Origin of the sequence: Methanoregula sp. (assembly GCA_026625165.1) — an archaeon.
Classification (GTDB): Archaea; Halobacteriota; Methanomicrobia; order Methanomicrobiales; family Methanospirillaceae; genus MVRE01.
In genome coordinates, this window is sequence record CP112999.1 from 88,820 (window position 1) to 112,488 (window position 23,669).

The following is a 23,669-nucleotide window of genomic DNA, read 5'->3' on the forward strand; positions in this document are numbered from 1 at the left end:
CGCCTCAGGCAGCCGGTTTGCTCATGACCTGCCGCTCTTCTTCTGTCAGGCTTGCAAGCACCTCGGCAGTCTCGCCGATCATGACGATCTTTCCCCCGCGCATGAGCGCAATCCGGTCGCAGATGTCGCGGACAAACTCCATGTCGTGGGACACGACGATAAAAGTCTCTTCCATCTCCTCCCGGGCGTGCATGATGGAGTGCTTGACATCGATTTTGGTGATCGGGTCCATGGTGCCGGTCGGTTCATCGAGGATGACAATGCGGGGCTCGTGGATCAGCACCTGCGCCAGCGCGACCCGGTGGCGCTCCCCCTCGCTGAGCTGTGCGGGCATGCGGTTGAGGATCTCCATGCTTTTTTCCTCGGTAAACCCTGCCATGCGGAGCGTGACGACAGCTTTTCTCATGGCAAGCTCCTTTGGGAACTCCAGCCCGATTGCATCTGTGAGGTTATCAAGCACGTTCCGGTGCGGGAAGAGGTCGTACTCCTGGTGCAGGAGGCCGATGTACTCCTTGGCCCGCCCCCGCTCCTCGACGCCGGGTTTGGTCATGTCGACCCATTCCTCGCCGATCCGGATATTGATCTCCCCGCTCGTGGGTTCGATGATGCCCGAGATGATGCGGGAGAGCGTGGTCTTGCCCGCCCCGCTCTTCCCGATGATCCCGAAGATCTCTTTGGTGAACACCTCGAAATTCACCCCGTTGACCGCACGGACGACTCCCCGGTCCACGGAAATGTAGCGCTTGACCAGGTCGCGGGCAACAACCACTTTCTCGCCAAGCTGGCACTCCTCAAACGTCTCGGTGTCTTCAGCCCCTTTCATGAAGCTGTCGATCACGGCTTTCGGGGTCCCGATTGTTGTGATCTGGCCGTCGACAAGGAGGATTGCGCGGGTCGCCACGTCCTCGATGACCTTGGAGAAGTGGGAGGTGACCACCATGCCCATGTTGTTTGCCGATGCAGCAGTCTTGAGCATGTCATGGACGAGCCGGGCGGTGTTGGGGTCAAGGGTGCCGGTGGGTTCATCGGCAAACAGCATGAACGGCTCTTTTGCGAGCTGGCGTGCGAGCACGACACGCTGCTTTTCCCCTCCCGAGAGGTCGCGGGCGATATGCATCATCCGGTGGGAGAGCTTGACCTGATCGATGAGGTCTGCGGCGCGGTTGATCTTTTTTTCTTCCGGGTATTCCACATCATCGAGTGCATGGATGACGTTCTCGATGACACGGTCGTTCCCGTAGAGGGCAAACGTGCGCTGGAACATGATCGCGGTGCGCACCATCAGCCTGCGGCGCAGCAACTCGTCGGTCCCACCCCAGAGGTCAATGTCAACGGGCGCAAGCCTGCCGCCGCAGCGCGGGCATGGTTTTCCCCCGGCACTCCGGACGTCAATAAAATCGCAGCTGCCGCAGGCAACGACATGGTAGATGATCCTTCCGCTCGTGGGTGGTTGTTCAACTCCCCGCATCAGGTGCATGAGTACCGTCTTACCGGCACCGCTCCTGCCGATGATGCCAAGGACTTCCCCCTCGCCTATCTCGAAATTGATGTTTTTTAACACCCTCGTGCCATTAAAATCCATGCAGAGGTTATCGATCGTAATTAACGGAGCCCTCATAATCCTCTCTTATACCTAATGTGGTACTGGTCACTTATTACTTTTTATATCATACACCGCGACCGCCGCCCTGCCAAAAAATTAAATCCGGCTTACCGGCCCGGCGCTTCGCGTGACAGGACCTCCTGAACAATGGCGATCACCTCGTCAACATGCCTGATCACGTGGTTGGCAGTCCTGTAGAGTTCGGCAGGCCGGTCGCCAGGCTGCTGTTCGGTAAGGATGGCGCAGTCTGCCGCCTGCATGGCACAAAGGTCGTTGATCCCGTCCCCCACCATTACGACACGGTCGTATTCCAGTTTTAGGTCCGCGACGATCTGGGCTTTGATGGACGGTGTTGCCACGCCGTACACCCGGTCACGGGGGATGCCAAGGTGGTCTGCCATGCGCTCAAGTTTTGCCGACCGGTCACCGGACGCGATGAACGTCGGCACGCCCATCCGGTGCAGCGCGGTGACCGCCTCTTTTGCGCCAGGGAACGGGGACCCGCCGGCAGTGATTGTAAACTCAATGGCTTTCTGTGCCATATTCACGATCGCCCCGGAGTTGAGGGTAAGGATCGATTCCCGTTTGCAGACGTGCCACACATCTTTTATGCATTCCTGCAGGTCTCTTACGAGCGCATGGGTATCGGTATAGAGCACATCGCCCACCTCTTCTGCCGTCGTGACCTTGCGCGTGCAGCTCACGCCAAACCCGATATCATTCTCGACAAGGTAGGTGGACAGGAGCGTGTCCGGCAGCGCACTGATGATCGCCTTGGAGCTGACCGGTAGGACGACCAGCACGCGGTCAGCGGACGCGAACGTAAGCGTCGTGGTCTCAACTCCGGGCAACAACTTCCCGGACCCGATATCCTTTGCAACGCGGTAGGTTGAGAGCAGGGTCCCGGCACTGTCAAAAACAACGGCGACGCTCATGCTTGATCCCTCATTGATAAACTCTATGTAGTCCGGTATTCATTGAATCTTTGAAGATGATGTTGGTTACTGAAACTGCAGACAAAATAAAGCGCATGGAGATACGCGGGGCGGGGAGGATCGCACGGGCTGCGGCGCAGGCGCTGCGCGACCATGCAGTGGCGACAGGCACCCGGGACCTGGAAGCGTTCAGGAGCGAAATGCGCAGGGCTGCCGACGCCCTCGTCGCCACCCGGCCGACGGCGGTCTCCCTCCCAAACGCCGTCCATATTGTTATTGCCGGGCTGGATGGGGCAGACAGTGCGGAGGTGGCAAGGGAGAGCGTGGTCCGGCGTGCAGAAGAGTTCATCGAATCGTCCCTGCACGCGGTGGAAGAGATCGCACAGATCGGCGCCCGGCATATCAGCGACGGTGACACGATCCTCACCCACTGCAACTCCGAAGCAGCCCTTGCCTGCATCGTCACTGCGCATAAAGCGGGTAAGGATATCGGGGTGTTTGCCACGGAAGTGCGCCCACGCAACCAGGGGCTTGTTACGATCCGGACCTTGAACGATGCCGGCATAAAAACGAACTTCATAGTGGACTCTGCCGTGCGGTCGTTCATGAACGATATCGACCTCGTGATCGTCGGGGCGGACGCGGTGACCGTGAACGGGGCGGTCATCAACAAGATCGGCACCTCGCAGGTCGCACAAGCGGCGCACGAGGCGCGGGTGAACGTGGTCGTTGCAGCGGAGACCTACAAGTTTGCGCCGCGCACGATCATCGGCGAAATGATCGAGATCGAGGAGCGCCCTGCACAGGAGGTGCTCCCCGACGATATCGCCCGCACCCTCCCGCACGTGACGGTAAGAAACCCGGGCTTTGATGTCACTCCCGCGGGATACATCGACATGATCATCACCGAGGCGGGGGCGATCCCGCCGCAGATGGCGTACGTGATCATCAGGGAATACCTTGGCTGGGGGATTGAGGAATTCCATAAGACCTTTGAGATCAATACCAGACATATGGAGTGAGCCCATGCAGGACGTCATTGCGACCTATTATTTCAGGCCGGCAGACGGCACAACACCCGGGGCGGCGGCACAGGCGATCTGCGAGGAGCAGACGACAGGCACGTGGACCGATATCTCGACCCGGGCCGACTATGTAAAAAGGCTTGACGGGATAGTCGATTCCCTTGTCCCGCAGGGAAACGGGTACGTCGCCCGCATACGGTACCCTGCCGAAATATTTGAGCCGGGCAACATGGCGCAGTACGTCTCGGTGGTGGCAGGAAACCTCTTTGGCCTTCGCCGGCTTGAATCGGTCCGGCTCATGGACGTCGAATTACCGGACGCGCTCGCACGGTTCAGGGGCCCGAAGTTCGGCATCACCGGTGTCCGGAGGCTGATCGGGAGCAGGGACCGGCCCCACGTGGGCACCATCATCAAACCGAAGGTCGGCCTGAGCCCGGAAGACACCGCCTCGGTCGCGTACCAGGCGGCAATCGGCGGCATTGACCTGATCAAGGACGACGAGACGCTCACCGACCAGCAGTTCTGCCCGATCGACCGCCGCCTCCCGCTGGTCATGAAGCGCCTCGAGGAGGCAAAGGACGAGACCGGGAGGGAGGTGCTGTACGCTGTAAACATCTCCACCCGGGCTGACCAGATCATCGGGCGAGCACTGCACGCGCTCGAACTGGGCGCAAACATGCTCATGGTCGATGTGTTCACAACCGGCTTTGGCGCCCTGCAGGCAATTGGCGAGGACTCAAGAATCAGGGTGCCAGTCCATGTCCACCGCACCATGCATGCAGCATTCACAAGGAACCCGGAGCATGGCATCGCGATGCGCCCGTGGGCGAGGATCATACGGATGCTGGGGGCCGACCAGCTCCACACCGGGGCTGTCGGCGGGAAGATGAGCCATGATGCGCCGGAAGTGAAAGCGAGTGTCGAAGCGCTCAGGTGCGCCTGTTATGGCATGAAGCCGGCATTCCCCGTTTCGAGCGGGGGGCTCCATCCCGGGAACGTATCACACGAGCTTGCCACGCTGGGCACGGACATCATACTGCAGGCCGGCGGGGGGATCCATGGGCACCCGGACGGGACTGCCGCCGGTGCAAAGGCGATGCAGCAGGCAGTGGACGCGTTCATGGAGCACATCAGCGTAGAAGAGTATGCAAAAGACCATTATGAACTTGAGCGGGCACTCAGGAAATGGGGCACCGGCTGAAAGATTTAAAAAAAAAAGGTGGAGAATTTTTTATGGAGATACCGTTTACAAAGATGCACGGGAATGGCAACGACTTTATCTTAATTGATGAATTTGAAAAGACGATCATACCGGATGAGATGAAAGCGCAGTTTGCCGCCAGTTACTGCGACCGCCGGTTCGGGATCGGGGCGGACGGCGTCATCTACCTCTTAAAATCACAAAAAAGCGATCTTAAGATGCGTATCCTCCAGCCCGATGAGAGCGAGGCGGAGATGTGCGGGAACGGCATCCGCTGCCTCGCAAAGTTCGCGTATGATAAAAAATACGCAAAGGAGTCCTGCACGGTAGAGACTCCTGCAGGCGGGATCGGCGTCGCAATGGGATACAAAGAGGACGAGTTCTCCGCCACCATCGCCATGCCTGCCCCGAAATTCGACCGCAAGGACATTCCGGCAACCGGCGAGGGTGAATACAGGGAAAGAATAGGGGAGTACGAGGTCTATGCCGTCAACACCGGAGTCCCCCATGCCGTGATCTTTGTCGGTGACGTGGAGAGCGTGGACATCGCAGCCGTCGCCCCTGCCATCCGTCGCCACGCATCGTTCCCGAACGGGGCGAACGTGAACTTTGTCCAGAAGGGCAGTGACGACACCATCACCATCCGCACGTTTGAACGGGGCGTGGAGGCAGAGACGCTTTCGTGCGGCACCGGCGCGACGGCTGCCGCTGCGGTGGCGCACAAGCTCGGGTTTGCCGGAACCACGGTACATGTCGAGACCAATGGCGGGCCGCTCACGATAACTCTTAACGGTGTCGCAAAGATGGAAGGGGCGGCAACAACGGTGTTTGCGGGTTTTATCACATTCTGATCATTTTATCCCCACAACTTCTCCCGGCAAGAGGGACAACCGATCGCCCGGTGTTGATTTTTGGAAATTGTGCAGGGTCCGTCCCCACCTTTGTAACAATAGTAATCACGATTTTTTAAAAGCAGACGCACATTAATTATAAAAACCGTGAGGAAAAGAAGAATGCTTATTGGAGTATTTTTACACCATTCTTCTGTATTTTTTTCGACCTGTGATTTGAACTGACTGTGCGAAGAGTTGAGGGTTCTCAAACGCTGGTCATAACCTTTTTTCAGGTTCAACCTTCTCATGCCACTGCCTTTCTCCAGTGCCCGCAGTATTAGTAAACCATTAATACTTGACACAGCGATGAGAACGTATTTATAAATCAGAATATCTGTCGCATATCGGGTCTGTCTGCAGCATTCCGGGAGCACGGGGAGCCGGGCAGCATCGCGGGGTCAGGACCCCAAAGACCTGGAACGAAAGTCAAACGGTCGGGGTGACTGGTGGCGGCAAAAAAGAAGAAGGTGCCGGTAAAGAAAGGCGCAGGTACGGAACGCCCCGAACGTCCCCCGAATAATGAGGTGGAAAAAGCGCTGCCGGAAGGTGAGGTAAACCTCCATCAGGCGCTTTCCGGATCTGAAACCGGCATGTGGGAACTGGACATTCCCACGATGAGGGGTGCAATCGATGACCGGGCTGCACAGATCCTCGGTTACCGGAAACAGGATATCGGATCTCATATTACTGATTGGAATGCATTAGCGCATCCTGACGACATTCCCCTTATTCAAAAAAGACTTTCCGATTGTCTGGAGGGGCGCACACCCCTTTTTGAATCTGAACACCGTATGCGGCATGCTTCGGGTGAATGGATCTGGGTAGCTGGCAAAGGAAGAGTAGCCCACAGACTTCGGGACGGGTCACCCGTTTCGATCAACGGGACCATGCAGAACATCACCGGACGCAAGAAAGTGGAAGAGGAGCTCAAAAAGAGCGAGGAGCGGTACCGTGATCTTGCCGACAGCATCACCGATATTTTCTTTGCAATGGATAAGGATCTGCGCTATACCTACTGGAATAAAGCATCTGAAGAGCTGACAGGGATTCCGGCGCAGGATGCAATCGGAAAAACCATCTATGAGATCTTTTCTGATACTCCGGACACCCTGCGGGCAGTGGATGTGTATAAGGAGGTGATCCGGACTCACCAGCCGCGGAGTTTTGTAAACGAATATATTCTGGGGGGAAAGCATCTCTTTTTTGAGATTGAAGCCTACCCGTCTGCGGGTGGCATTGCTGTTTTCACCAAGAACATTTCCGGGCGCAAGCAGGCAGACGAAACGATGCAGCGCCAGGCTCAGATCATAGATCAGGTTCATGAGGCGATCATCAGCACCGACCTGAAAGGTTTCATTGTGGGGTGGAACCGGGGCGCAGAAAAGATGTTTGGATATTCTGCAGAGGAAGTGTTGGGCAAACCGGTGTCCCTTATTTATCCTAAGGATCAGCTCTTGTTTCTCACAGAAGAGATCCAGCCGCAGGTAAGAGTGAAAGGCTGGCATGAAACCGAGGCCCGGTTACGCAGCAAATCCGAAAAAGAGTTTCCGGTCCACCTCCTGCTTGCGGTGCTCAGGGACGCCAAAGGCACGGTGGTCGGGTTCACCGGGTCTGCATTCGATATCTCCGAACGCAAGCGGGCAGAAGCAGCACTCAAAAAAGCGGCACTCGACTGGCAGACCACTTTTGACTCAGCTCAGGACGGCATCTGCCTTTTTGACGCCGGCCAGCGGATAAAAATGTGCAACCACATGATGCTGGAGATCTTCGGTATCAAGGATGCAGGTGATATTATCGGGCGGCACTGCTGGGAAGTGGTGCATGGTACCACTGGACCGATCCCCGGCTGCCCATATGTCCGGATGAAGGTTTCGCTCCAGCGGGAGACGATGGAGCTGGAGTTCGATGGCCGCTGGTTTATTGTTGTTGTTGACCCGATTCTTGATGAGGCACGAACCCTCGTAGGTGCAGTTCACAGCATCCGCGACATCACCAAGAGAAAACAGGCAGAAGAGGCGTTGCGCGAGTCAGAAAATACTTTTGCCGCTGCATTCCGGAACAGCCCGGTTGCGTTAACGATCGTGTCCGCAGCCGATGGTACATTTGTCGATGTAAACGATACCTTTGTGAGGAACACCGGCTTTTCACTCCAGGAAATCATCGGCAAGACAGCAGAAAAGCTGGGGATTTTTGCCGATACTGCTGAACATGAGCGGATGATTGCCCTGCTCAGGAAGCAGGGTTCTGTTGATGGGATGGAGATGAAGGTCCGGATAAAAACCGGAGAGTTCCGGATCTGCCGGATTTCAACCAGTCTTATTATAAAGGGGAAAAAGCCGCATTCCCTCTCTACCATAGAAGATATCACCGATATCAAACGGGCAGAAGAGGCGCTCCTGGAATTCAATAAAAAATTACAGCAGGGGATTGAGGAAAAAACGGCAGCACTCCGCGAGAACGAACTCAGGCACCGCCTGCTGTTTGAGTCCTCACGGGACGCCATCATGACGCTGGAACCGCCGGACTGGCGGTTCACATCAGGCAATCCCGCCGCACTTGCAATGTTTTGTGCAAAAGACGAGCCTGAATTTACCTCAGCAGCACCGTGGGATCTGTCGCCGGAATACCAGCCGGACGGACGGCCATCAGGTGAGAAGGCAAAGGAGATGATTGAAAAGGCGGTCCGGGAGGGATCCAATTACTTCGAATGGACCCACAAACGCATGAATGGCGGGGAGTTTCCGGCAACCGTCCTCTTAACGAGGTTTGAATGGAAGAAAAAGCAGATCCTGCAGGCAACTGTACGGGACATCACCGAACGGAAAAATTCCGAGAATAAAATCAGGGCCTCCCTTGATGAGAAAGTCCTCCTTCTCCGCGAGATCCACCACCGGGTGAAAAACAACCTCCAGATCATCATCTCCCTCTTAAACCTCCAGTCACGGTATGTCGAGGACGAGAAAATCTCCCAGGTGATCAGGGAGAGCCAGAACCGGATCAGGGCGATGGCACTCGTCCATGAAAAACTGTGCCAGTCCGAAGACATTGCGAAGATCGACCTTGACGATTATGTCAGGTATCTTGGAAACAGCCTGCTCAGGTTCTATGATATAAAAGAAAAGAGGATCGTGCTTACCACCGATATTCAAAGCATCACTCTCGATATCAATACTGCCATTGCGGTCGGTCTCATCCTCAATGAACTTATCTCCAACTCATTAAAACACGCATTCCCCGGTGGAAGAAAAGGAGAGATCTCCGTTACGATACAGAGGCAGGACCACACCCTTACCCTGCTCTACAGGGATGACGGCGTCGGTCTCCCGGCAGATTTTGACTGGCATAATGCAAAATCACTCGGGATCCGGCTTGTCAAATCGCTCGTGGAGCAGCTGTTTGGGACAATCGTACTTGACCGGACTGCGGGGACGGCGTTTACTATTGTCGTAAAGGAGAAGGAATGAACCGGAAATGAGCATCCGGTATCTCCATTTTATTTATTTTTCCTAGTTATTATGAGAACGGGAACGATTTTTAAAAAATAATACCCTGTTGACTTTTGTGTTTTTTGATGTGATGGGGGGGATCAGGTCTGAATATGCCCAAAAAAATGGTTTTTTAAATTTAAAGTCGTAGAGAACTTAAGGATATGAGGGCATCGATCTATGACGACAAGGGTTGCACGTTTAAAATGCAACCGGTCTGTTTCCGGCAGGATTGATCATTTGTTCCGGTTGAATGGAGTCAGCCGGAAAGTAACCATTCGGAGCGGAAAAAAACCGGCCCGCTTTCCTGACTTTTTTTAAATTGAACTGCAGGAATCAAAACAGCTGATACAACAGACAAATATTTTTTTATCTAATCAATCAAAAGGATTGGATTGACATTCCAATGGCAGAAAACTTCCTGGAACGGGCAGTAAATTATCCAAATTTTTTCCGGGCACTGATTGTAGTAGTAACAATTTTAGTCATTATCCTGAATTATTACACACTCGTTGCAGATCATTCTGTGATTTTTGATCAACTGTTTTATTTTCCAATCGTGCTTGCGGCATATTATTATCCACGCCGTGGAGTATATATCGCCACCGGGTTAGCATTATTTTACCTTGCCATGGTGGTCATTATCCTCCCTGACATACCAAAACTCATCATCACCAGCATCGGGCATGCAGGTACTTTTATTCTCATGGGTTTTGTGGTTGCGTACCTGTCCCTCCGGTTTTCTCATGAAAGGGATATCCATAATCTTCTTTCAGAGATTGTTGTATCATCGAGCAGCGCGATAATCGGAAAAACACTGGACGGCATCATTACCGAATGGAACAAAAGCGCCCAGCAGCTGTACGGATATACCGGACAGGAAGTCGTGGGAAAGTCATCCAATATCCTGATTCCTCCGGAAAGGAAAGGCGAACTCGAATCAATCCTCGACAAGATGCGCCAGGGCAAATCCATTGACAACTTTGAAACCGAACGGATGACAAAAAATGGGGAGCGGATCCAGGTCGTCCTTTACATTTCCCCGGTCAGAAACGACGAGGGTGCGGTCATAGGTGTATCGACAATCGCGTATGATATCAGCAACAGGAAAAAACTTGAACAGTTAAGAGCCGAAGCGTGTAAGGAGGCTGAACTGGAGAGGGGGAGATTACAGACACAGCTGATACATGAGAAAGAGGAACTCCTCAAATTTTTAAAAGCAATCCAGAGCATGGACGACAGTGTCATCCTGACTGACCATCTCGGTAATATCGATTACATGAACCTTGCCGCTGAAAAGCTGCTGGGATATCCACTTCTGGAAATCAAGGGAATGCATATCAGTGAATTCAAGGTCCCGGGAACAGGGTTTGCGATTGATAAAGGAGCATTTTTGTCCGATCCCTATCGTGTCTGGGTTGGAAAACTGGTCCTGAAAAATAAGTATGGGGTCAAAATTCCCACCTCCTTAAAGAGCACCCCCGTTATGAAACGCAAAGTTCCGATATCCCGCACATTTGTGTTGCGGGAAGAACGGTGAGCCTTGCCGGACAGTTGGGCGGGACAACCAGGCGGCAGAGACCATATTTACGATTGTCGTGAAGTAAAAAGAATGAGGGTATAATACTTTTGCATCCTTTCAGCAATCCGGTTCAGGCGCCCTGTACCGTAAGCAGACGATACGCTTACAAGCACCCGTGCAGTCACTCCTCACCCTTTTTCCGGTCGTTTATATCACGGATAATGATGAGATCCCCGGGTTTTCCGCCATAGGTAACAAGACCGGCATTTACCTCGGCATAAAACACGCTCCCGTCCTTGCGCATAAGTCTCGTCGTGTAAATTGAAGGGACAGTCTCACCGGCCATCCTCCGCTTATACAGGTCGGTTATTTCAGGGACCGCATCAGGGTGAACGAAATCGGTAAAATTCCTTCCGAGAGTTTCTTGTATCGAACCTCCCCAGAACTCCGTAATCCTGCGGTTACAGAATTTTACCACCCCATCCTGTATGACACAAACACCATCGTTTGCCCGTTCGATCAGGTTCCGGTATTTCTCCTCGCTCTCCCGCAGGCTCTCCTCAGCCTGTTTCCACTCGGTAATATCCCGCGAGATCTCAAGGACGGCGGTCGGTCTGCCGGTCTCATCTCTCAGGGCGACATTTGCCGTGCAGTCAAAGAACCGTGTCTTTCCCTGCAGATCAATCACGGTCGTCTCATGACGGTGTATCTTCCCGTCCCGGAATGCTTTGAGTGTCAGGCAGGGCGAGGGTTCGCATGGGTTCTGCCGCTGGTGAAATACCTCGTAACATTTTCTGCCAACGATATCGTTGCCAAAGCACCGTCTGGCCATATCGTTAGCCCAGATGAGGGTGAGGTTCCCGTCCATCATGGTCATGGGGTCGGTGATGGATTGCAGCATCGCATTGAGCTTTCCCTCACTCTGCCGCAGTGCCTCTTCAACCCGCTTACGGTCGGTGATGTCACGGGCGATTATTGCAATCCTTTTCACTTCACCATTCGCGCCACGTACCGGGTATGCAACGGTATCGAACCAGATCCCGTCCCGGTGGTCCTCAAAACGGACCGCCTCCTTTGTAGTGATCACACGGGAGATCATCGAACGTCTCGCTTGTGCAACGTCTTTTGGAAGGACAGTATCTGCAAGCATACCGATCATCTCATTTTTTGGTTTCCCCAGTCGCCGGGCAGCAGTCTCATTCAGGTCAAGGATTACACCCTGCATATCCAGCAACAACACGGAGTCCGTCGGTGCATTGATGAGCGCCCGTGCAGTCGCCTCGCTCTCGCGCAATGCAGCTTCCACCCGCCTGCGCTTTGTGACATCCCTTGCATTTATGACAAGGACCTTAACCTCGTTATTGCAAAAGACGGGGCCGACTACGGACTCATAATGCCGTTTCTCCCCATCCGGGAAAAGATATTCCGTGCTGTATTCAGCCTGTTTTCCGGTCTTTACGACCCGTTCAAAGCAGGAGACGGCTGCATCCTTAAATCCCTCCGGTATGAAATCGAGCACCGTCTTTCCTACGATGTCTTCCTGGCCCAGGGTAATTGTCCGGTTGATAAAGAGGATCTCCCACCTGGTGTCGATCAGCAGGATCATATCCGGGGAGTTTACGGTGATCGAACGCAGCCTCTCTTCTGATTCCCGCAATGCCGCTTCGGAATGCTTCTGTTCGGTGATGTCCCGTATTGCCACCTGCACTGCAGGTCTCCCTTCAATGGATGTCCTCACACCCCTGCCCTCAACCGTCAGGCATGTCCCGTCGGCCCGGAACATCTGTAATTCCATCGCAGGCGTTCTTTCCCCCCGGACATCTTTCTGGATACTGGTGCTGACCGCGTCCCGGAAAGCAGGATGAACGAGATCAAGTACATTTGTACCGGTGACCTCACCAAGACGCGAAAATCCAAGGAGCTGGAGGGCTGCCGGGTTCATGTACATGATCCTGCCATCGCGGTGAAGGATGACCGCATCTGGCGATATCTCTACCAGTTTGCGGTAACGGTCTTGGCTCTCCTTAAGCGAGTCTTCAGCCCGTTTCCAGTCTGTAATATCCTCTAAGAGGACCGAAACCCCCCGCTGCCCCTCCTCAAATACGGCAGGTGCGATCCGGCAGAAAAAGATCACCCCTTTTTGGGTCAGCGGCAGTTCACCCCTCCATTCCCTGCCGGCAAGGCCTGTTTTGATGTGTTTTTTTAATGAGTCAAATGTATCATCAAATACGGCAATGCAGGGGGTAAACTCGATATTTTTCCCGTAGAGTTCGTCCTGTGTGGTGTCAAGGAACCGGTACATCGGCTCGTTTGCATAGATGATCCGGAGGCTGTTGTCCAGCAGCATGATCAGCTCTGAGGAGATAGAGAGCATCGCGGAGAGGGGGATGCGCTGGGCAAGCCGGTAGATCTTTGCCATCCCGTACTTGCGCATCTCCACCTGCCCGGATACCATGAGGTTCTCGAGATATCTCCCGGCGGTGTTCCGGTTGATATCGATCTTATTCACGATCTGGGTGATGCTCAGGCCCTTCGGGTTCTGACCCAACAGATCCTTGATCTTCGCTGTGGTCTCCCGTTTCAGAACCATTGTATTGAAAATATCAATTGAACCAAGATATAAAAGTTAAGATGTTGCCTTGCGGACGGGTATTATTATGTAATAATCCTGATGCCGGACTCCGCCATCTCAAAATCAAACGAGGTGCGTGATGGAAGGGACCGGTGCTTTACCAGATGTGCCCGCCGTTCGCCCATGCCTCCCCGTTTCTCGAGACTGACGATCGCCTTTGATATGTGCCCGAGGGCAGTGCCGCCAAGGCCCAGGTACCTGTTGGTCGCTGTATCGACGTATACCTGGTTGGTGATGAGCACCGGTATGTCGTACCGCTTTGCATAGCCAAGCAGCATCAGCATCTGGCGGGTGAGCGCCTGCATCGCATCCCTGCCCCGGTCAAGCTCTGTCCGGTAAAGCGCGGTCGCCGAGTCCATCACAACGAGCCCGGTATTGTTTGCCTTAAGGACACGGTCTGCGTCGAGGATCATGGAGCCCTGCTGCACGAAATCCACGGGTTCGTAAAGGACGAGCCGTTCGGCAAGCTTCTCTGCCCCGTTCCCGGCGACCTGCCGGAAGCGCTCGACCGAAAAGCCTTCAGTATCGATCCAGACGACCGTATGCCCGGCCCGCAGGCATGCGGCAGCAGCAATCAGGCAGAGCGTGGTCTTCCCGGCTGCCGGTTCGCCCACAAACTGGGTGAGGGTTTTTTTTTCGATTCCGCCACCGAGGAGACGGTCGAGAGCCTCGTTCCCTGAACTCACCCGCTCACTTTTCATCATGTACCCCGCCACGGTTCCGGGCAACCTGCCACCCGGCTTCGGTTACTGCCTGCAGCACGTCCCGCACCGGGACATCCATCTCTGCTGCCCATGCACGCGCAGGTTCAAACTCCGGTTTGAGGGTATAGATCCTGCGCCGGATCCACCCGCACTTGACCGGCATCTTCCGGTGCTGCTCATCAAAAGTAACATCTACTTCCATCGTTGTCCGGTCTGCGATGAACCGGTGGACCGCAGGGGTGCACCGGATGCCCAGCGTACCCAGTTCGCGGGCCAGAAGTTCAGAGAGCGCTACGCTCGTCTCCGGTGTGCAGATCACGCGGACGAGATACCCGGGCCGGCCTTTCTTCATGATGCAGGGCACCGCGCTTGCATCCTTCGCTCCCGCATCCATAAACCGGGTGATGGCTTGAGCGATCACTTCCCCGCTCACATCGTCCACGTTTGTTTCCAGGACATCGACAGAGTCCCCGCTCATCGCCGGCACCGTGGTCCCGGCGATCATTGCCCGCAGCACATTGGGGGTGCCCGGGGTGTCCCGGCTCCCGGCGCCATAGCCCACCGAGAGAATTTTGTACGGGCCGATGTCAGGCTCCTGCAGGGTCATAAATTCTGCAAGCAGTGCAGCTCCCGTGGGGGTGCAGAGCTCGCCCTCCTCCTCCCCTGCTTCCGCGGAAATACCTGTCCCTGCAAGGATGTTTAACGTCGCGGGTGCCGGGACCGGGTATGTTCCATGTGCACCTTTGACAGTTCCCCGGCCCAGAGTGACAGGGAGGACTGCAACACCGCCAACGCCCAGCGAGTGAAGGGCAGTGCATGCACCGACAACATCCGCGACTGCATCGTCCGCCCCGACCTCGTGGAAGTGCGCATGTTTCCCGTGCACCCTCTCCTCTGCCGCCCCGATCCGGGCAAAGACCCGGTGCGCCATCGCGAGCGCTTCCGGTGGTACATCTGCCTGATCACACCGTGCCAGCACCTCAGTAAGAGTCCGGCTGGTTCTGGCCGCACGGGTTTTCACGGAGATCCCCCGTACCCCGCACCGGGTGACCGTGCTGATTTTTGGCGCTGCTACAACGGACTTCATCGCCCGGACGACAAGGTCGCGGTCGGCCCCGCAGCCGAGCAGGGCGCCGGTGACCATGTCCCCTGCTGCGCCATGGAAGGGATCAAGGATGAGGATTCGCATACCGTTACAGTACCTATAAATCCCTCCGTATATGACCTTTAAGGTAATGGCTGAAGTTCAACTGAGGGTGGATTCTGCGTATCCCGGCGACCAGGGGGGCGGGAAGGCGCGGCTCGATCCCGAGACGATGCTGCTTTTAAAAATATCTCCCGGGGATCTGGTGGTAATAGAGGGGAAACGCCGCACGGTGGCAAAGGTCTGGCGTGCGCTTGTGGAGGACTGGAACCAGCGCAAGATCCGGATTGATAATTTTACGCGGATGAACGCCGGCGTGAGCATCGGGGACACGGTCAAGGTCTCGACCATGTCTGAAGAGATCGAGGCAAAAAGGGTTGTCCTTGCGCCTCCCGAGGACCTGCCCAAGAAGATACCGATAGCAAATAACCCCCACGTCATGAACGGGCTGATCGATTTCCCGGTGACGATCAACGACTCGGTGCCGATCATGCTGGGGCTCCCCTTCGTCCAGCCCCAAATCGTCGCGTTCAAGGTTGTTGTCATCGAGCCTGAAGAGGCAGTGATCATCACCAAGAACACGAGCGTCGAGTTCTCGGACAAGCCCGCTGCCGGCTTTGAGGGGCTCAAACGTTTCTCGTACGAGGACATCGGCGGGTTGAAAGACGAGCTCCAGCGCCTGCGCGAGACAATCGAGCTGCCGCTGCGCCACCCCGAGCTCTTCCAGAAGCTGGGCATTGAGCCGCCCAAGGGGGTGCTCCTCTATGGCCCGCCGGGGACCGGCAAGACGCTGATCGCAAAGGCGGTGGCAAGCGAGAGCGGGGCGCACTTCATCTCGATTGCAGGCCCGGAGGTCATATCGAAATACTATGGCGAGAGCGAACAGCGCCTGCGGGAGGTCTTTGAGGAGGCGCGGGAGAACGCACCCTCGATCATCTTCATCGATGAGCTGGACTCGATTGCCCCCCGGCGCGAGGAAGTGACCGGCGAAGTCGAGCGGCGTGTTGTCGCCCAGCTGCTCACCATGATGGACGGCCTTGAGGAGCGCGGGCAGGTGGTCGTGATCGGCGCGACGAACCGTGTCGATGCGATCGATGCGGCACTCCGCCGCCCCGGCCGGTTCGACCGGGAGATCGAGATTGGCGTCCCTGCGGAGCCGGACAGGGTTGATATCTTAAAGATCCACACCCGGGGCATGCCGCTTGCCGAAGATGTCAGTCTTGACGTGCTCGCCCAGCAGACGCACGGGTTCGTGGGTGCCGACCTTGCTGCGCTCGCCAGAGAGGCAGCGATCCGCGCCCTGCGCAGGTACCTGCCCTCACTAGACCTTGACGCCAAGGAGATCCCGCAGGAAATCCTAGACACCCTCAAAGTCCTCGCAGCAGATTTCCGCAGCGCACAGCGCGATGTCGGCCCGAGCGCGATGCGCGAGGTGATGCTCGAAGTATCCCATGTAAAGTGGGAGCATGTCGGCGGCCTGGAATCGGCAAAGACGGAGGTGCGCGAGGCGATCGAACTCCCGCTCACGCACCACCAGAAGTTCGAAGACTTAGGCATAGAACCTCCCCGGGGGGTGCTTCTCTACGGCCCGCCGGGGACCGGCAAGACGCTGATCGCAAAGGCGGTGGCAAGCGAGAGCGGCGCGAACTTCATCCCGATACGTGGGCCGCAGCTCCTCTCCAAGTGGGTCGGCGAGAGCGAACGGGCGGTCCGCGAGGTCTTCAAGAAGGCACGGCAGGTCGCCCCCTCAATTGTGTTCTTTGACGAGATCGATGCGCTTGCCCCTTCCCGCGGATCTTCGAGCGACTCGCACGTGATCGACAACGTGCTCAACCAGATCCTGACCGACATGGACGGGCTCGTCGAGCTCAAGGACGTCGTGGTGATGGGCGCAACGAACCGGCCGGACATTGTTGACCCGGCGCTCCTGCGGGCAGGAAGGTTCGACAGGCTCGTGTATATCGGCGAGCCAACACTTGACGACCGGAAAAAGATCATCGCGATCCACACCCGGCTCATGCCGCTGGAAGGCTCGGCTCTTGAAAAACTTGTCCAGCTGACCGAAGGTTATAATGACGACGCACTCGGCGAGCTTGTCGAAACATGGGGCAAGGACCGTAAAGTGACCGCAGAGGACCTGAGCTCCGGCATTGCACAGAAATCCGGCGAGGTGCCCGGGCTCCCCAAAGGCGAACGCCGGCGCAGGATCGTCGAGATGATGGCCGAAAAATCACTAGTGCTCACCGACAAAAAACGCGACACGTTTGTGGCAAAGCTTGCAGGAGAGACCGAGGGATTTGTGGGCTCCGACCTTGAAGCGTTCTGCAGGGAAGCGGGGATGTTTGCACTCCGCGAGGAATCGGTGACGGTCACCTTCAAGCATTTTGAAGAGGCGCAGAAGAAAGTCCATCCCACGATGAACCCGAACCTGCGGGACTATTACGCGAGGATCCAGCAGCACTTCAAGGGCGGTCTCCCAAAGCAGGTGCAGCCCCCGGAATACCAGTAACACTTTTTTTAGGGTTTTTGCATTCACCCGCCTGCCAGCACCAGCACCCCGACCAGCACCATGACGCCGGCAAAAATGAGCTGAAGTTTTTGGGGCTCGCAGGCATGGGCGCACCGGACACCGAGCCGGGCGGGCGGGATGGTGGTTGCAGCAAGGACGGCCCACGTGAACAGGTCAACGTACCCAAGGGAATACGGGGGCAGGCCGGTGACAGGCAGGCCGTTGATAATATACGCGGTCACTGCTCCTGCCGAGGAGAAGATCAGGCAGGCAGAGGAGGTGCCGACGGCAGAGTGCACCGGGTAGCCAAGGAGGATGACCAGCACCGGCACCAGCAGGATCCCCCCGCCGATCCCGGCAAGGCCGGAGACAATCCCGACCAGCAGGCCGAGAAGAAGGAAGATGCCGGCCGATCCCCGCTTCTCGCAGGACGTGCAGCTCCGGATATGCCATGCCATCCGTACGGCCATCGCGATCACGAGCAGGGCAAAGACCGTGCGCAATACGTTACCCGGCAGGTGCGCCGCAAGGGTGCCGCCCAGAAATCCTCCGGCAACCGCCCCGATGCCCAGAGGGACTGCCGCCTTCCAGTCAACAGCCCCATGCCTGTGGTGGCCGGCTGCCCCGCTGACCATGGTTGGGAGCATGACCGCAAGGGATGTCCCGAACGCAAGCCGGGTTGCAAGCGTATTGTCGATCCCCGCTGCAGAATAGAGCCAGTACTGGACCGGCGTCATCAAAAAACCACCGCCAACACCAAAGAGGCCGGACGCGAAGCCGGTCGCGATACCGGTCATCCCAAGTATGAGCGTTGAAACCAGCGGGTCCATTGTAGAGCCTGTTGAGGATTGTTTGTGTACCAGTATTCTTACCCGGCGGGTATATGATTGGTGGGAAAGCGTGGGGGGCACCCTGCAAAGCACATCACCGGTATATAAAAACGATTATGCCGGAAAGGATGCTCCCCTGCAGGTTCCTCCAGCAGGTACAGTCCCCGGAATACCCAATTTCTCTCTCGTTCTAGTTCATTGTCCACTGGTTATAAGCATGGTTCAGTAATGGTACGAATTCCTCTGTCGCCTTCATGTTACCGGCACTGGTCGGGTGGTCATCATCTCCCGCCTGTGCATACGCAGAGGTGTCCTTGTATGTTCCAACGATATGCTGGATCTGCCCGTTCCACCACCGGTGATGGTTTCCGGTCGCTTTACCGGCATCGTTAACATCGCGGTTTCCCCCGTTGCTTGTCAGTACATTGTAAAAGTCAAAGACCGCGACGTTTTTGTACGGGTAGCCTCTCAGCCAGTCATTGACAAGCCAGTTATTGAATGCCCGGGCATTCGCGGCGTTTGCCGGATCGCTCACCGGCGGTGCCGTGATGACAACAAAGAGGGTATCCTGGTGAGCCCCGAAATATTCGAGCAGGTCATTATAGATCCCTTTTGCATTTGCCACGGTATGGAACTCCGAACCGCTGCCCTCGCTTTTCAGCGGGTTCGCGCCGATGGCTGGAACCGGATCGCCGGGGCTGCCCTGCAGGTTGGAGTTGGGGAAGCAGGACTTGAACATCACGATCCTGTTCTTCCCGCCGGGATCATTTTCCAGTCGCGAATAGCCGGAATTCTGCCCGGATTCTGTAAAGAGCTTATCAGTTATGGCAGCGGCATTCGGCCCGCGGAACCAAGTATACCAGTGTCCGATGTCGGTATAGTCACCGATTGGCCCGTTGCCGTACCCGTCGTCAAGGCCCCAGTTGTAATTCGTATCGCTGACAAAGTAGTTGTTATCCCGTAGCGCGATCCCCAGCCCCCCGTTATCGTCAGAGAGCCAGTTCTCTCCCGAAGAATGGTGGATAAAGATGAGCTTGACCGGTTTTGATGGCGGCACCAGACCTCCCGTTTTTGGGTTTGCCTGTTGCGTTACCAAAGGTGCATCCCCCGGATTTACCGTAGTCTGGGCCGGGGCCCGACTGTCTTCTGAACCAGGGGCTTTTTGCGTACATAGGGCGCACAGGCACATCCCGACAAGCAGGAGGGCAATCAGCACCGAAGCAATGGTTCTTACCTGACTCATTTCCGATCACATTTCCCTTTTGTGAAATACCCTGCTTCCTGATATGTACTTTTCTCTATATGCCTGTTTTTGCCTGAAAGTAAAACAAAAATTCTGCCGCTGCCGTGCCCTGAGTAACCGGCAATCAACCCCTAAATACAACAACCCCTCTCCTTTGTCCAGCATAACCTGCATGGTGCCCCCATGGCTGGCAACTATTGCGCCGCACACTGCGGGAAACTCACTGCAGGCGCGGCGCATGAGTATATCAGGGGATTATTCTGCGACAAAACAGGCAAAATCGGCACAAACCTTTTAAAGAGCCTGTAAAATATATTAGCCGGTACAACCTGATATGGCAACTGCAACAAAAATCGAAGACATCTCTATAGGCGCAAAACCCAAGAAGCGGTCGACCGGCATCGTGGGGCTCAACCTCCTGCTGGACGGCGGGTACCCTGCCGGCTCGATCGTTATGATGTACGGGACGGCGCTGTCGGGTGTTGATATTGCTGCCAAGCAGTTCTGGCAGGTGGAAGGCGAAGAAGGTACGTACCTGATGAATGACGGGGAGATTGAAACCGGTATGATCGATGCGACCGAGCTTCACCCTGAAATGTATCTCCCCCAGATGGCCGGGGGGCGGATCGTGATTGACTCCCTCTCCACGATCGTCATAAAGTACGGCATTGACGGGGCGTTGAAGTTCCTCCACCTTGCCAGAGAAGAAATGCGCAAACGTGGTGCAAACCTTGTCTTCATCGTCTACACCGGGATCCACACTCCGGTAGAGATGACACGCCTGATGCGTGCGGCAGACATCGTGATGGAGCTTGGGACAGAGACCAGCCAGAACGAGATCCAGCGGTTCCTTGCCGTCCAGAAGATCAGGGACTCGGCAGCCCCCTCACGCATGTTGCCGTTCATCATCACCGACAGGGGCATCGAGGCATCGACCACCTCAAGGGTCGTATAAAAAAAACTTTTTTTATTTTTTTTACAATGCGAGACGGACTTCCTTTGCGGCCTCGCACATGTTCCTTAACTTCGCAAACGCCGCGTTACGGCTACGCATCCGCATCCCGCAGTCCGGGTCAATAAGCATCGTCCTTGGCCCGAAGATTGCAACGCCGCTCTCGATCCGCCGTTTGATCTCGGCGACGCTCTCCACCGTGTCCGTTGTCGAGTCCACGCACCCGTACCCGATCATCCGGCCGCCAAGGTCCCTCCGTGACATCAGGTCGAGGTTTGCCGGGTTCTTTGAGAATTCAAAGTCAAAGACATGCACGTTGAACTTCAGGATCTCATCGAGCACGTTCCCGAGGTTGCCACAGACATGCATGCAGACCGGCACCCGCACGGACTTTGTGATCAGGCCTATCGCGTCCTTTGCAACGTTAAGGTCGGCAATGCCGGTTGAGAGGATGGGCTCGTCAACCTGCAGGAGCGTGATCCCTGCCGCTTCCAGTGCCTGGGCTTCAGGGATAAGCGCAGCGGCAAGGTCTGCTGCCAGCTCCTCCTTGTTCCGGTACATAGGGGTGCTGATGTGCAGCCCGTATGCGAGCGTTGACGGGCCGGTAATGATCCCCTTCACCCGCGGGGCTTTGCTGCAGGCGTATTTCGTATCCGCAACGGTTATTAAAACGGCTGCCGGCTGGACCTTGCCGACGACCTCCTGGCCTTTGATCCCGGGGATCTTGCCGGAGAACGCCCCGATCATGTCGCCCCGGACCTGCCCATCGGAGATGATATCGATGCCTGCCCTGACCTGGTCGGCAACCGCAGTCTCGACGGCGGAATGGAGCGGATCAAACAGGCTCGTCAAGCCGCCGGTTTTAACCACAGGATAACTGCCCACGACCGTTGTCGCCAGCACCTTGTTGATAAAGTAGTCCTTTGCCATATGGATTCCAGGAGTTGTTCCGGTAGATCCGGGTTGACCCGCTCGGTAAAATAGTATGTGGTCAGGGGACGAGCCGGTGCATGTCACGCGGGAAGAGCACGGCCTCCCGCACGTTTGACAACCCGAGCATGGTCATGACGAGCCGCTCGGCGCCAAGCCCCCAGCCCGCATGAGGGGGCATCCCGTACCGGAACGGGCGCAGGTAAAACCCGAAGCTCTCGGGGTTGAGCCCCTTCTTTTTGATCTGCTGCACGAGCAGGTCATGCCGGTGGACACGCTCTGCACCGCTCGCGAGCTCCATCCTCGGGTGCATCAGGTCAAACGCCATGCATACCGAAGGGTCATGCTCGTACGGCATCGCGTAATACGGGCGGATCGCTGTCGGCCAGTCCACGATAAAGTAATGGCCCCCCATCTCCGCACCGATTGCCCGCTCCGCGGCAGAGCTGATGTCGTCGCCATACTTAATCGGCTCCTCGATCTTTTTCTGTGCGATCTCAATCGCCTCCGGATACGGGAGCCGGGGGAACGGGGCACGTGGTACCGTAAAATCTGCAATCTCAAGGTTTGCAAGCTGGTCGGCGCAGGCATCCTTCACGTGCCGGTAGGTGTACACGATCAGGTCTTCGAGGATGCACATCACTTCGTTGTGGTCGGCAAACGAGACCTCGATATCGATACTCGTCGCCTCGTTGAGGTGCTTTGTTGTGTTGTGCTCCTCGGCGCGGAAGATCGGCCCGATCTCAAAAACCTTCTCAAACCCCGCCGCCATCATCATCTGCTTGTAGAGCTGCGGGCTCTGGTTTAAAAACGCCTCCTTGTCAAAGTAGGCGATCGGGAATAGTTCCGTCCCTCCCTCGGTAGCGGCGGCGACTATTTTGGGAGTCGTGATGCCGATGAACCCGTTTGCGATCAAAAATTCCTGGATTGCATGGAGGGCAGCGCTGCGGACCTGGAATACGGCTGTAACCCTCGGCCGCCGTGCGTCAAGGAACCGGGAATCAAGACGGGTATCGAGATCCGCGGGCACCTTCTCCACCACGTCAAGCGGCATCGGGCTCTCACTCATATTGATGATCTCGAAGGTATCGGGGACGAGCTCGCGCCCGCCCGGTGCCTTGTCGATTGCCCTGACGGTTCCGGTAACCCGGACCACCGATTCCCGGGAGACAGCCTTTGCAGCGGCAAGCACCGCTTCGCCTGCCTTCTTCTTTACGATGGTTACCTGGATGATGCCGGTCCGGTCGCGAATTAAAAAGAACGCAAGGCCACCGAGGTCGCGCACTTCATGCACCCACCCGATGACCTCCGCGGTGCCGGTCGTGGGTGTAACTGACTGTATCGGTATCCGCATTGAAATCCTTATAATGATGGGGCACCGCAGATAATGGATTTTTGGGAGTGCACCACTTTTAAATATCACCGCTCCCTCTGTACGATGTGATGAACGAGAACGAGGTGATCCCCACTAAAAAAGAACCATCCTCCGGAACAGGAGGGGGCGGCGGGATGAGCCGCAGTGCAAAGGTATCCATAGCATTAATTTCAGTCCTGATCGTAATCCTCGTGACAGCCTTTTTTTCGATCACTGTAGCAACGACTGGCCCGACCGGTGGAGCAGCGTTCCCCTATACGACAATGTACGCGGTCTCCTTCCCGGAAGGCCAGCAGATGGTAATCGGGAGTACGCACATCGTTGTACTATCTTTCGAAAACGAGATGGTTGCTGATGTCGACGGAGTCCGTGAAAAACTAGCTGTAGGAGAGGACAGGACGTTTGCCCCCCGTCATGCCCGCGTCACGGTGCTTGGAATACCGTTGCTTGATACCGATTTCCAGATCCTGATGAAGTATAAAGGGGTCAGGGACAACCGGGCGTACTTTGATCTTGCCGTAAAGACGGAAAAGCAGGTCCCCGAATACCTGCTCAAACGGTTGCTTCCAGCAGAAATGGATGCCCGGCCGATGCAGCAGTAATTAACCCTCCCTTGTTTTTTAAAAAATACGCTGCTGATAGTGTGAATCCTTCGGAATAACCGGGAAATAAAAAGTGAAACCATT

At 55.9% G+C, this 23,669-nt stretch carries 18 protein-coding genes; 9 read left to right on the forward strand and 9 right to left on the reverse strand.

All coding sequences use genetic code 11. The features are described 5' to 3' along the window. Nucleotides 1–4: 4 nt before the first annotated feature. Together atwA and OS112_00540 are read right to left on the reverse strand one after the other, a co-directional pair. On the reverse strand, nt 5–1,618 hold the full coding sequence (gene atwA, locus OS112_00535) for a methyl coenzyme M reductase system, component A2 (protein ID WAC05146.1): 1,614 nt from the start codon (nt 1,616–1,618) through the stop codon (nt 5–7). Between the two features lie 92 nt (nt 1,619–1,710). Then, on the reverse strand, nt 1,711–2,538 hold the full coding sequence (locus tag OS112_00540) for an HAD family hydrolase (GenBank protein WAC05147.1): 828 nt from the start codon (nt 2,536–2,538) through the stop codon (nt 1,711–1,713). A 59-nt stretch (nt 2,539–2,597) separates the two neighbouring features. On the opposite strand from OS112_00540, the gene OS112_00545 reads away from it, so the two are divergent. The 5 genes from OS112_00545 (at nt 2,598) to OS112_00565 (ending at nt 10,682) form a co-directional block, all read left to right on the forward strand. Continuing rightward, nucleotides 2,598–3,560, forward strand: a complete 963-nt coding sequence (locus OS112_00545) for a ribose 1,5-bisphosphate isomerase (GenBank protein ID WAC06179.1) — start codon at nt 2,598–2,600, stop codon at nt 3,558–3,560. Nucleotides 3,561–3,564: 4 nt separating this feature from the next. Further along, the gene (locus OS112_00550) at nt 3,565–4,764 is read left to right on the forward strand and encodes a RuBisCO large subunit C-terminal-like domain-containing protein (protein ID WAC05148.1); all 1,200 of its coding nucleotides are present in this window, start codon (nt 3,565–3,567) and stop codon (nt 4,762–4,764) included. A 32-nt stretch (nt 4,765–4,796) separates the two neighbouring features. Then, entirely contained in the window at nt 4,797–5,615 is an 819-nt protein-coding gene (gene dapF, locus OS112_00555; GenBank protein WAC05149.1) for a diaminopimelate epimerase, read from the forward strand. A gap of 488 nt (nt 5,616–6,103) precedes the next feature. After that, nucleotides 6,104–9,121 carry a PAS domain S-box protein gene (locus OS112_00560; GenBank protein ID WAC05150.1) on the forward strand — a complete coding sequence of 1,006 codons (3,018 nt, stop codon included), beginning with the start codon at nt 6,104–6,106 and terminating at the stop codon, nt 9,119–9,121. Nucleotides 9,122–9,773: 652 nt separating this feature from the next. Next, nucleotides 9,774–10,682 (forward strand): PAS domain S-box protein, encoded by a 909-nt coding sequence (locus tag OS112_00565; GenBank protein WAC05151.1) that lies wholly within the window; start codon nt 9,774–9,776, stop codon nt 10,680–10,682. 163 nt (nt 10,683–10,845) lie between these two features. Here the strand turns inward: OS112_00565 and OS112_00570 are convergent, their stop codons facing one another. The 3 genes from OS112_00570 to larC form a co-directional block, all read right to left on the reverse strand. Beyond that, nucleotides 10,846–13,254 carry a PAS domain S-box protein gene (locus OS112_00570; GenBank protein ID WAC05152.1) on the reverse strand — a complete coding sequence of 803 codons (2,409 nt, stop codon included), beginning with the start codon at nt 13,252–13,254 and terminating at the stop codon, nt 10,846–10,848. Between the two features lie 65 nt (nt 13,255–13,319). Next, nucleotides 13,320–13,997 carry a DNA repair and recombination protein RadB gene (gene radB / locus OS112_00575; protein ID WAC06180.1) on the reverse strand — a complete coding sequence of 226 codons (678 nt, stop codon included), beginning with the start codon at nt 13,995–13,997 and terminating at the stop codon, nt 13,320–13,322. Next, nucleotides 13,987–15,189: a nickel pincer cofactor biosynthesis protein LarC gene (gene larC / locus OS112_00580; GenBank protein ID WAC05153.1), complete on the reverse strand. Its 1,203-nt coding sequence runs from the start codon at nt 15,187–15,189 to the stop codon at nt 13,987–13,989. Before larC ends, radB begins: the two co-directional genes overlap by 11 nt. Before the next feature lie 46 nt (nt 15,190–15,235). Here larC and OS112_00585 point away from each other — a divergent pair, with 46 nt between their 5' ends. Then, nucleotides 15,236–17,653 (forward strand): CDC48 family AAA ATPase, encoded by a 2,418-nt coding sequence (locus OS112_00585; GenBank protein ID WAC05154.1) that lies wholly within the window; start codon nt 15,236–15,238, stop codon nt 17,651–17,653. 23 nt (nt 17,654–17,676) lie between these two features. Here OS112_00585 and OS112_00590 read toward each other — a convergent pair whose 3' ends face one another. Both OS112_00590 and OS112_00595 read right to left on the reverse strand, forming a co-directional pair. Then, entirely contained in the window at nt 17,677–18,483 is an 807-nt protein-coding gene (locus OS112_00590; GenBank protein WAC05155.1) for a sulfite exporter TauE/SafE family protein, read from the reverse strand. 190 nt (nt 18,484–18,673) lie between these two features. Next, complete coding sequence (locus OS112_00595) at nt 18,674–19,726, reverse strand: hypothetical protein (protein ID WAC05156.1); 1,053 nt, start codon at nt 19,724–19,726, stop codon at nt 18,674–18,676. Nucleotides 19,727–19,909: 183 nt separating this feature from the next. Between OS112_00595 and OS112_00600 the strand changes: the two genes are divergently transcribed. Both OS112_00600 and OS112_00605 read left to right on the forward strand, forming a co-directional pair. After that, complete coding sequence (locus tag OS112_00600; GenBank protein WAC05157.1) at nt 19,910–20,035, forward strand: hypothetical protein; 126 nt, start codon at nt 19,910–19,912, stop codon at nt 20,033–20,035. A gap of 25 nt (nt 20,036–20,060) precedes the next feature. After that, nucleotides 20,061–20,681 (forward strand): hypothetical protein, encoded by a 621-nt coding sequence (locus OS112_00605; protein ID WAC05158.1) that lies wholly within the window; start codon nt 20,061–20,063, stop codon nt 20,679–20,681. Between the two features lie 21 nt (nt 20,682–20,702). On the opposite strand, the gene OS112_00610 is transcribed toward OS112_00605, so the two are convergent. Next, entirely contained in the window at nt 20,703–21,608 is a 906-nt protein-coding gene (locus tag OS112_00610; GenBank protein WAC05159.1) for a methionine synthase, read from the reverse strand. A 61-nt stretch (nt 21,609–21,669) separates the two neighbouring features. After that, nucleotides 21,670–22,962 (reverse strand): aspartate--tRNA(Asn) ligase, encoded by a 1,293-nt coding sequence (gene aspS / locus OS112_00615; GenBank protein ID WAC05160.1) that lies wholly within the window; start codon nt 22,960–22,962, stop codon nt 21,670–21,672. Between the two features lie 89 nt (nt 22,963–23,051). Here aspS and OS112_00620 point away from each other — a divergent pair, with 89 nt between their 5' ends. Further along, the gene (locus OS112_00620) at nt 23,052–23,585 is read left to right on the forward strand and encodes a hypothetical protein (protein ID WAC05161.1); all 534 of its coding nucleotides are present in this window, start codon (nt 23,052–23,054) and stop codon (nt 23,583–23,585) included. Nucleotides 23,586–23,669: the final 84 nt, after the last annotated feature.

Bases quoted from the DNA above. Each gene is read 5' to 3' on its own strand.
- atwA (WAC05146.1), bottom strand. From the start codon at position 1,618: ATGAGGGCTCCGTTAATTACGATCGATAACCTCTGCATGGATTTTAAT.
- OS112_00540 (WAC05147.1), bottom strand. From the start codon at position 2,538: ATGAGCGTCGCCGTTGTTTTTGACAGTGCCGGGACCCTGCTCTCAACC.
- OS112_00545 (WAC06179.1), top strand. From the start codon at position 2,598: ATGTTGGTTACTGAAACTGCAGACAAAATAAAGCGCATGGAGATACGC.
- OS112_00550 (WAC05148.1), top strand. From the start codon at position 3,565: ATGCAGGACGTCATTGCGACCTATTATTTCAGGCCGGCAGACGGCACA.
- dapF (WAC05149.1), top strand. From the start codon at position 4,797: ATGGAGATACCGTTTACAAAGATGCACGGGAATGGCAACGACTTTATC.
- OS112_00565 (WAC05151.1), top strand. From the start codon at position 9,774: ATGGTGGTCATTATCCTCCCTGACATACCAAAACTCATCATCACCAGC.
- OS112_00570 (WAC05152.1), bottom strand. From the start codon at position 13,254: ATGGTTCTGAAACGGGAGACCACAGCGAAGATCAAGGATCTGTTGGGT.
- radB (WAC06180.1), bottom strand. From the start codon at position 13,997: ATGAAAAGTGAGCGGGTGAGTTCAGGGAACGAGGCTCTCGACCGTCTC.
- larC (WAC05153.1), bottom strand. From the start codon at position 15,189: ATGCGAATCCTCATCCTTGATCCCTTCCATGGCGCAGCAGGGGACATG.
- OS112_00585 (WAC05154.1), top strand. From the start codon at position 15,236: ATGGCTGAAGTTCAACTGAGGGTGGATTCTGCGTATCCCGGCGACCAG.
- OS112_00590 (WAC05155.1), bottom strand. From the start codon at position 18,483: ATGGACCCGCTGGTTTCAACGCTCATACTTGGGATGACCGGTATCGCG.
- OS112_00595 (WAC05156.1), bottom strand. From the start codon at position 19,726: ATGAGTCAGGTAAGAACCATTGCTTCGGTGCTGATTGCCCTCCTGCTT.
- OS112_00600 (WAC05157.1), top strand. From the start codon at position 19,910: ATGGCTGGCAACTATTGCGCCGCACACTGCGGGAAACTCACTGCAGGC.
- OS112_00605 (WAC05158.1), top strand. From the start codon at position 20,061: ATGGCAACTGCAACAAAAATCGAAGACATCTCTATAGGCGCAAAACCC.
- OS112_00610 (WAC05159.1), bottom strand. From the start codon at position 21,608: ATGGCAAAGGACTACTTTATCAACAAGGTGCTGGCGACAACGGTCGTG.
- aspS (WAC05160.1), bottom strand. From the start codon at position 22,962: ATGCGGATACCGATACAGTCAGTTACACCCACGACCGGCACCGCGGAG.
- OS112_00620 (WAC05161.1), top strand. From the start codon at position 23,052: ATGAACGAGAACGAGGTGATCCCCACTAAAAAAGAACCATCCTCCGGA.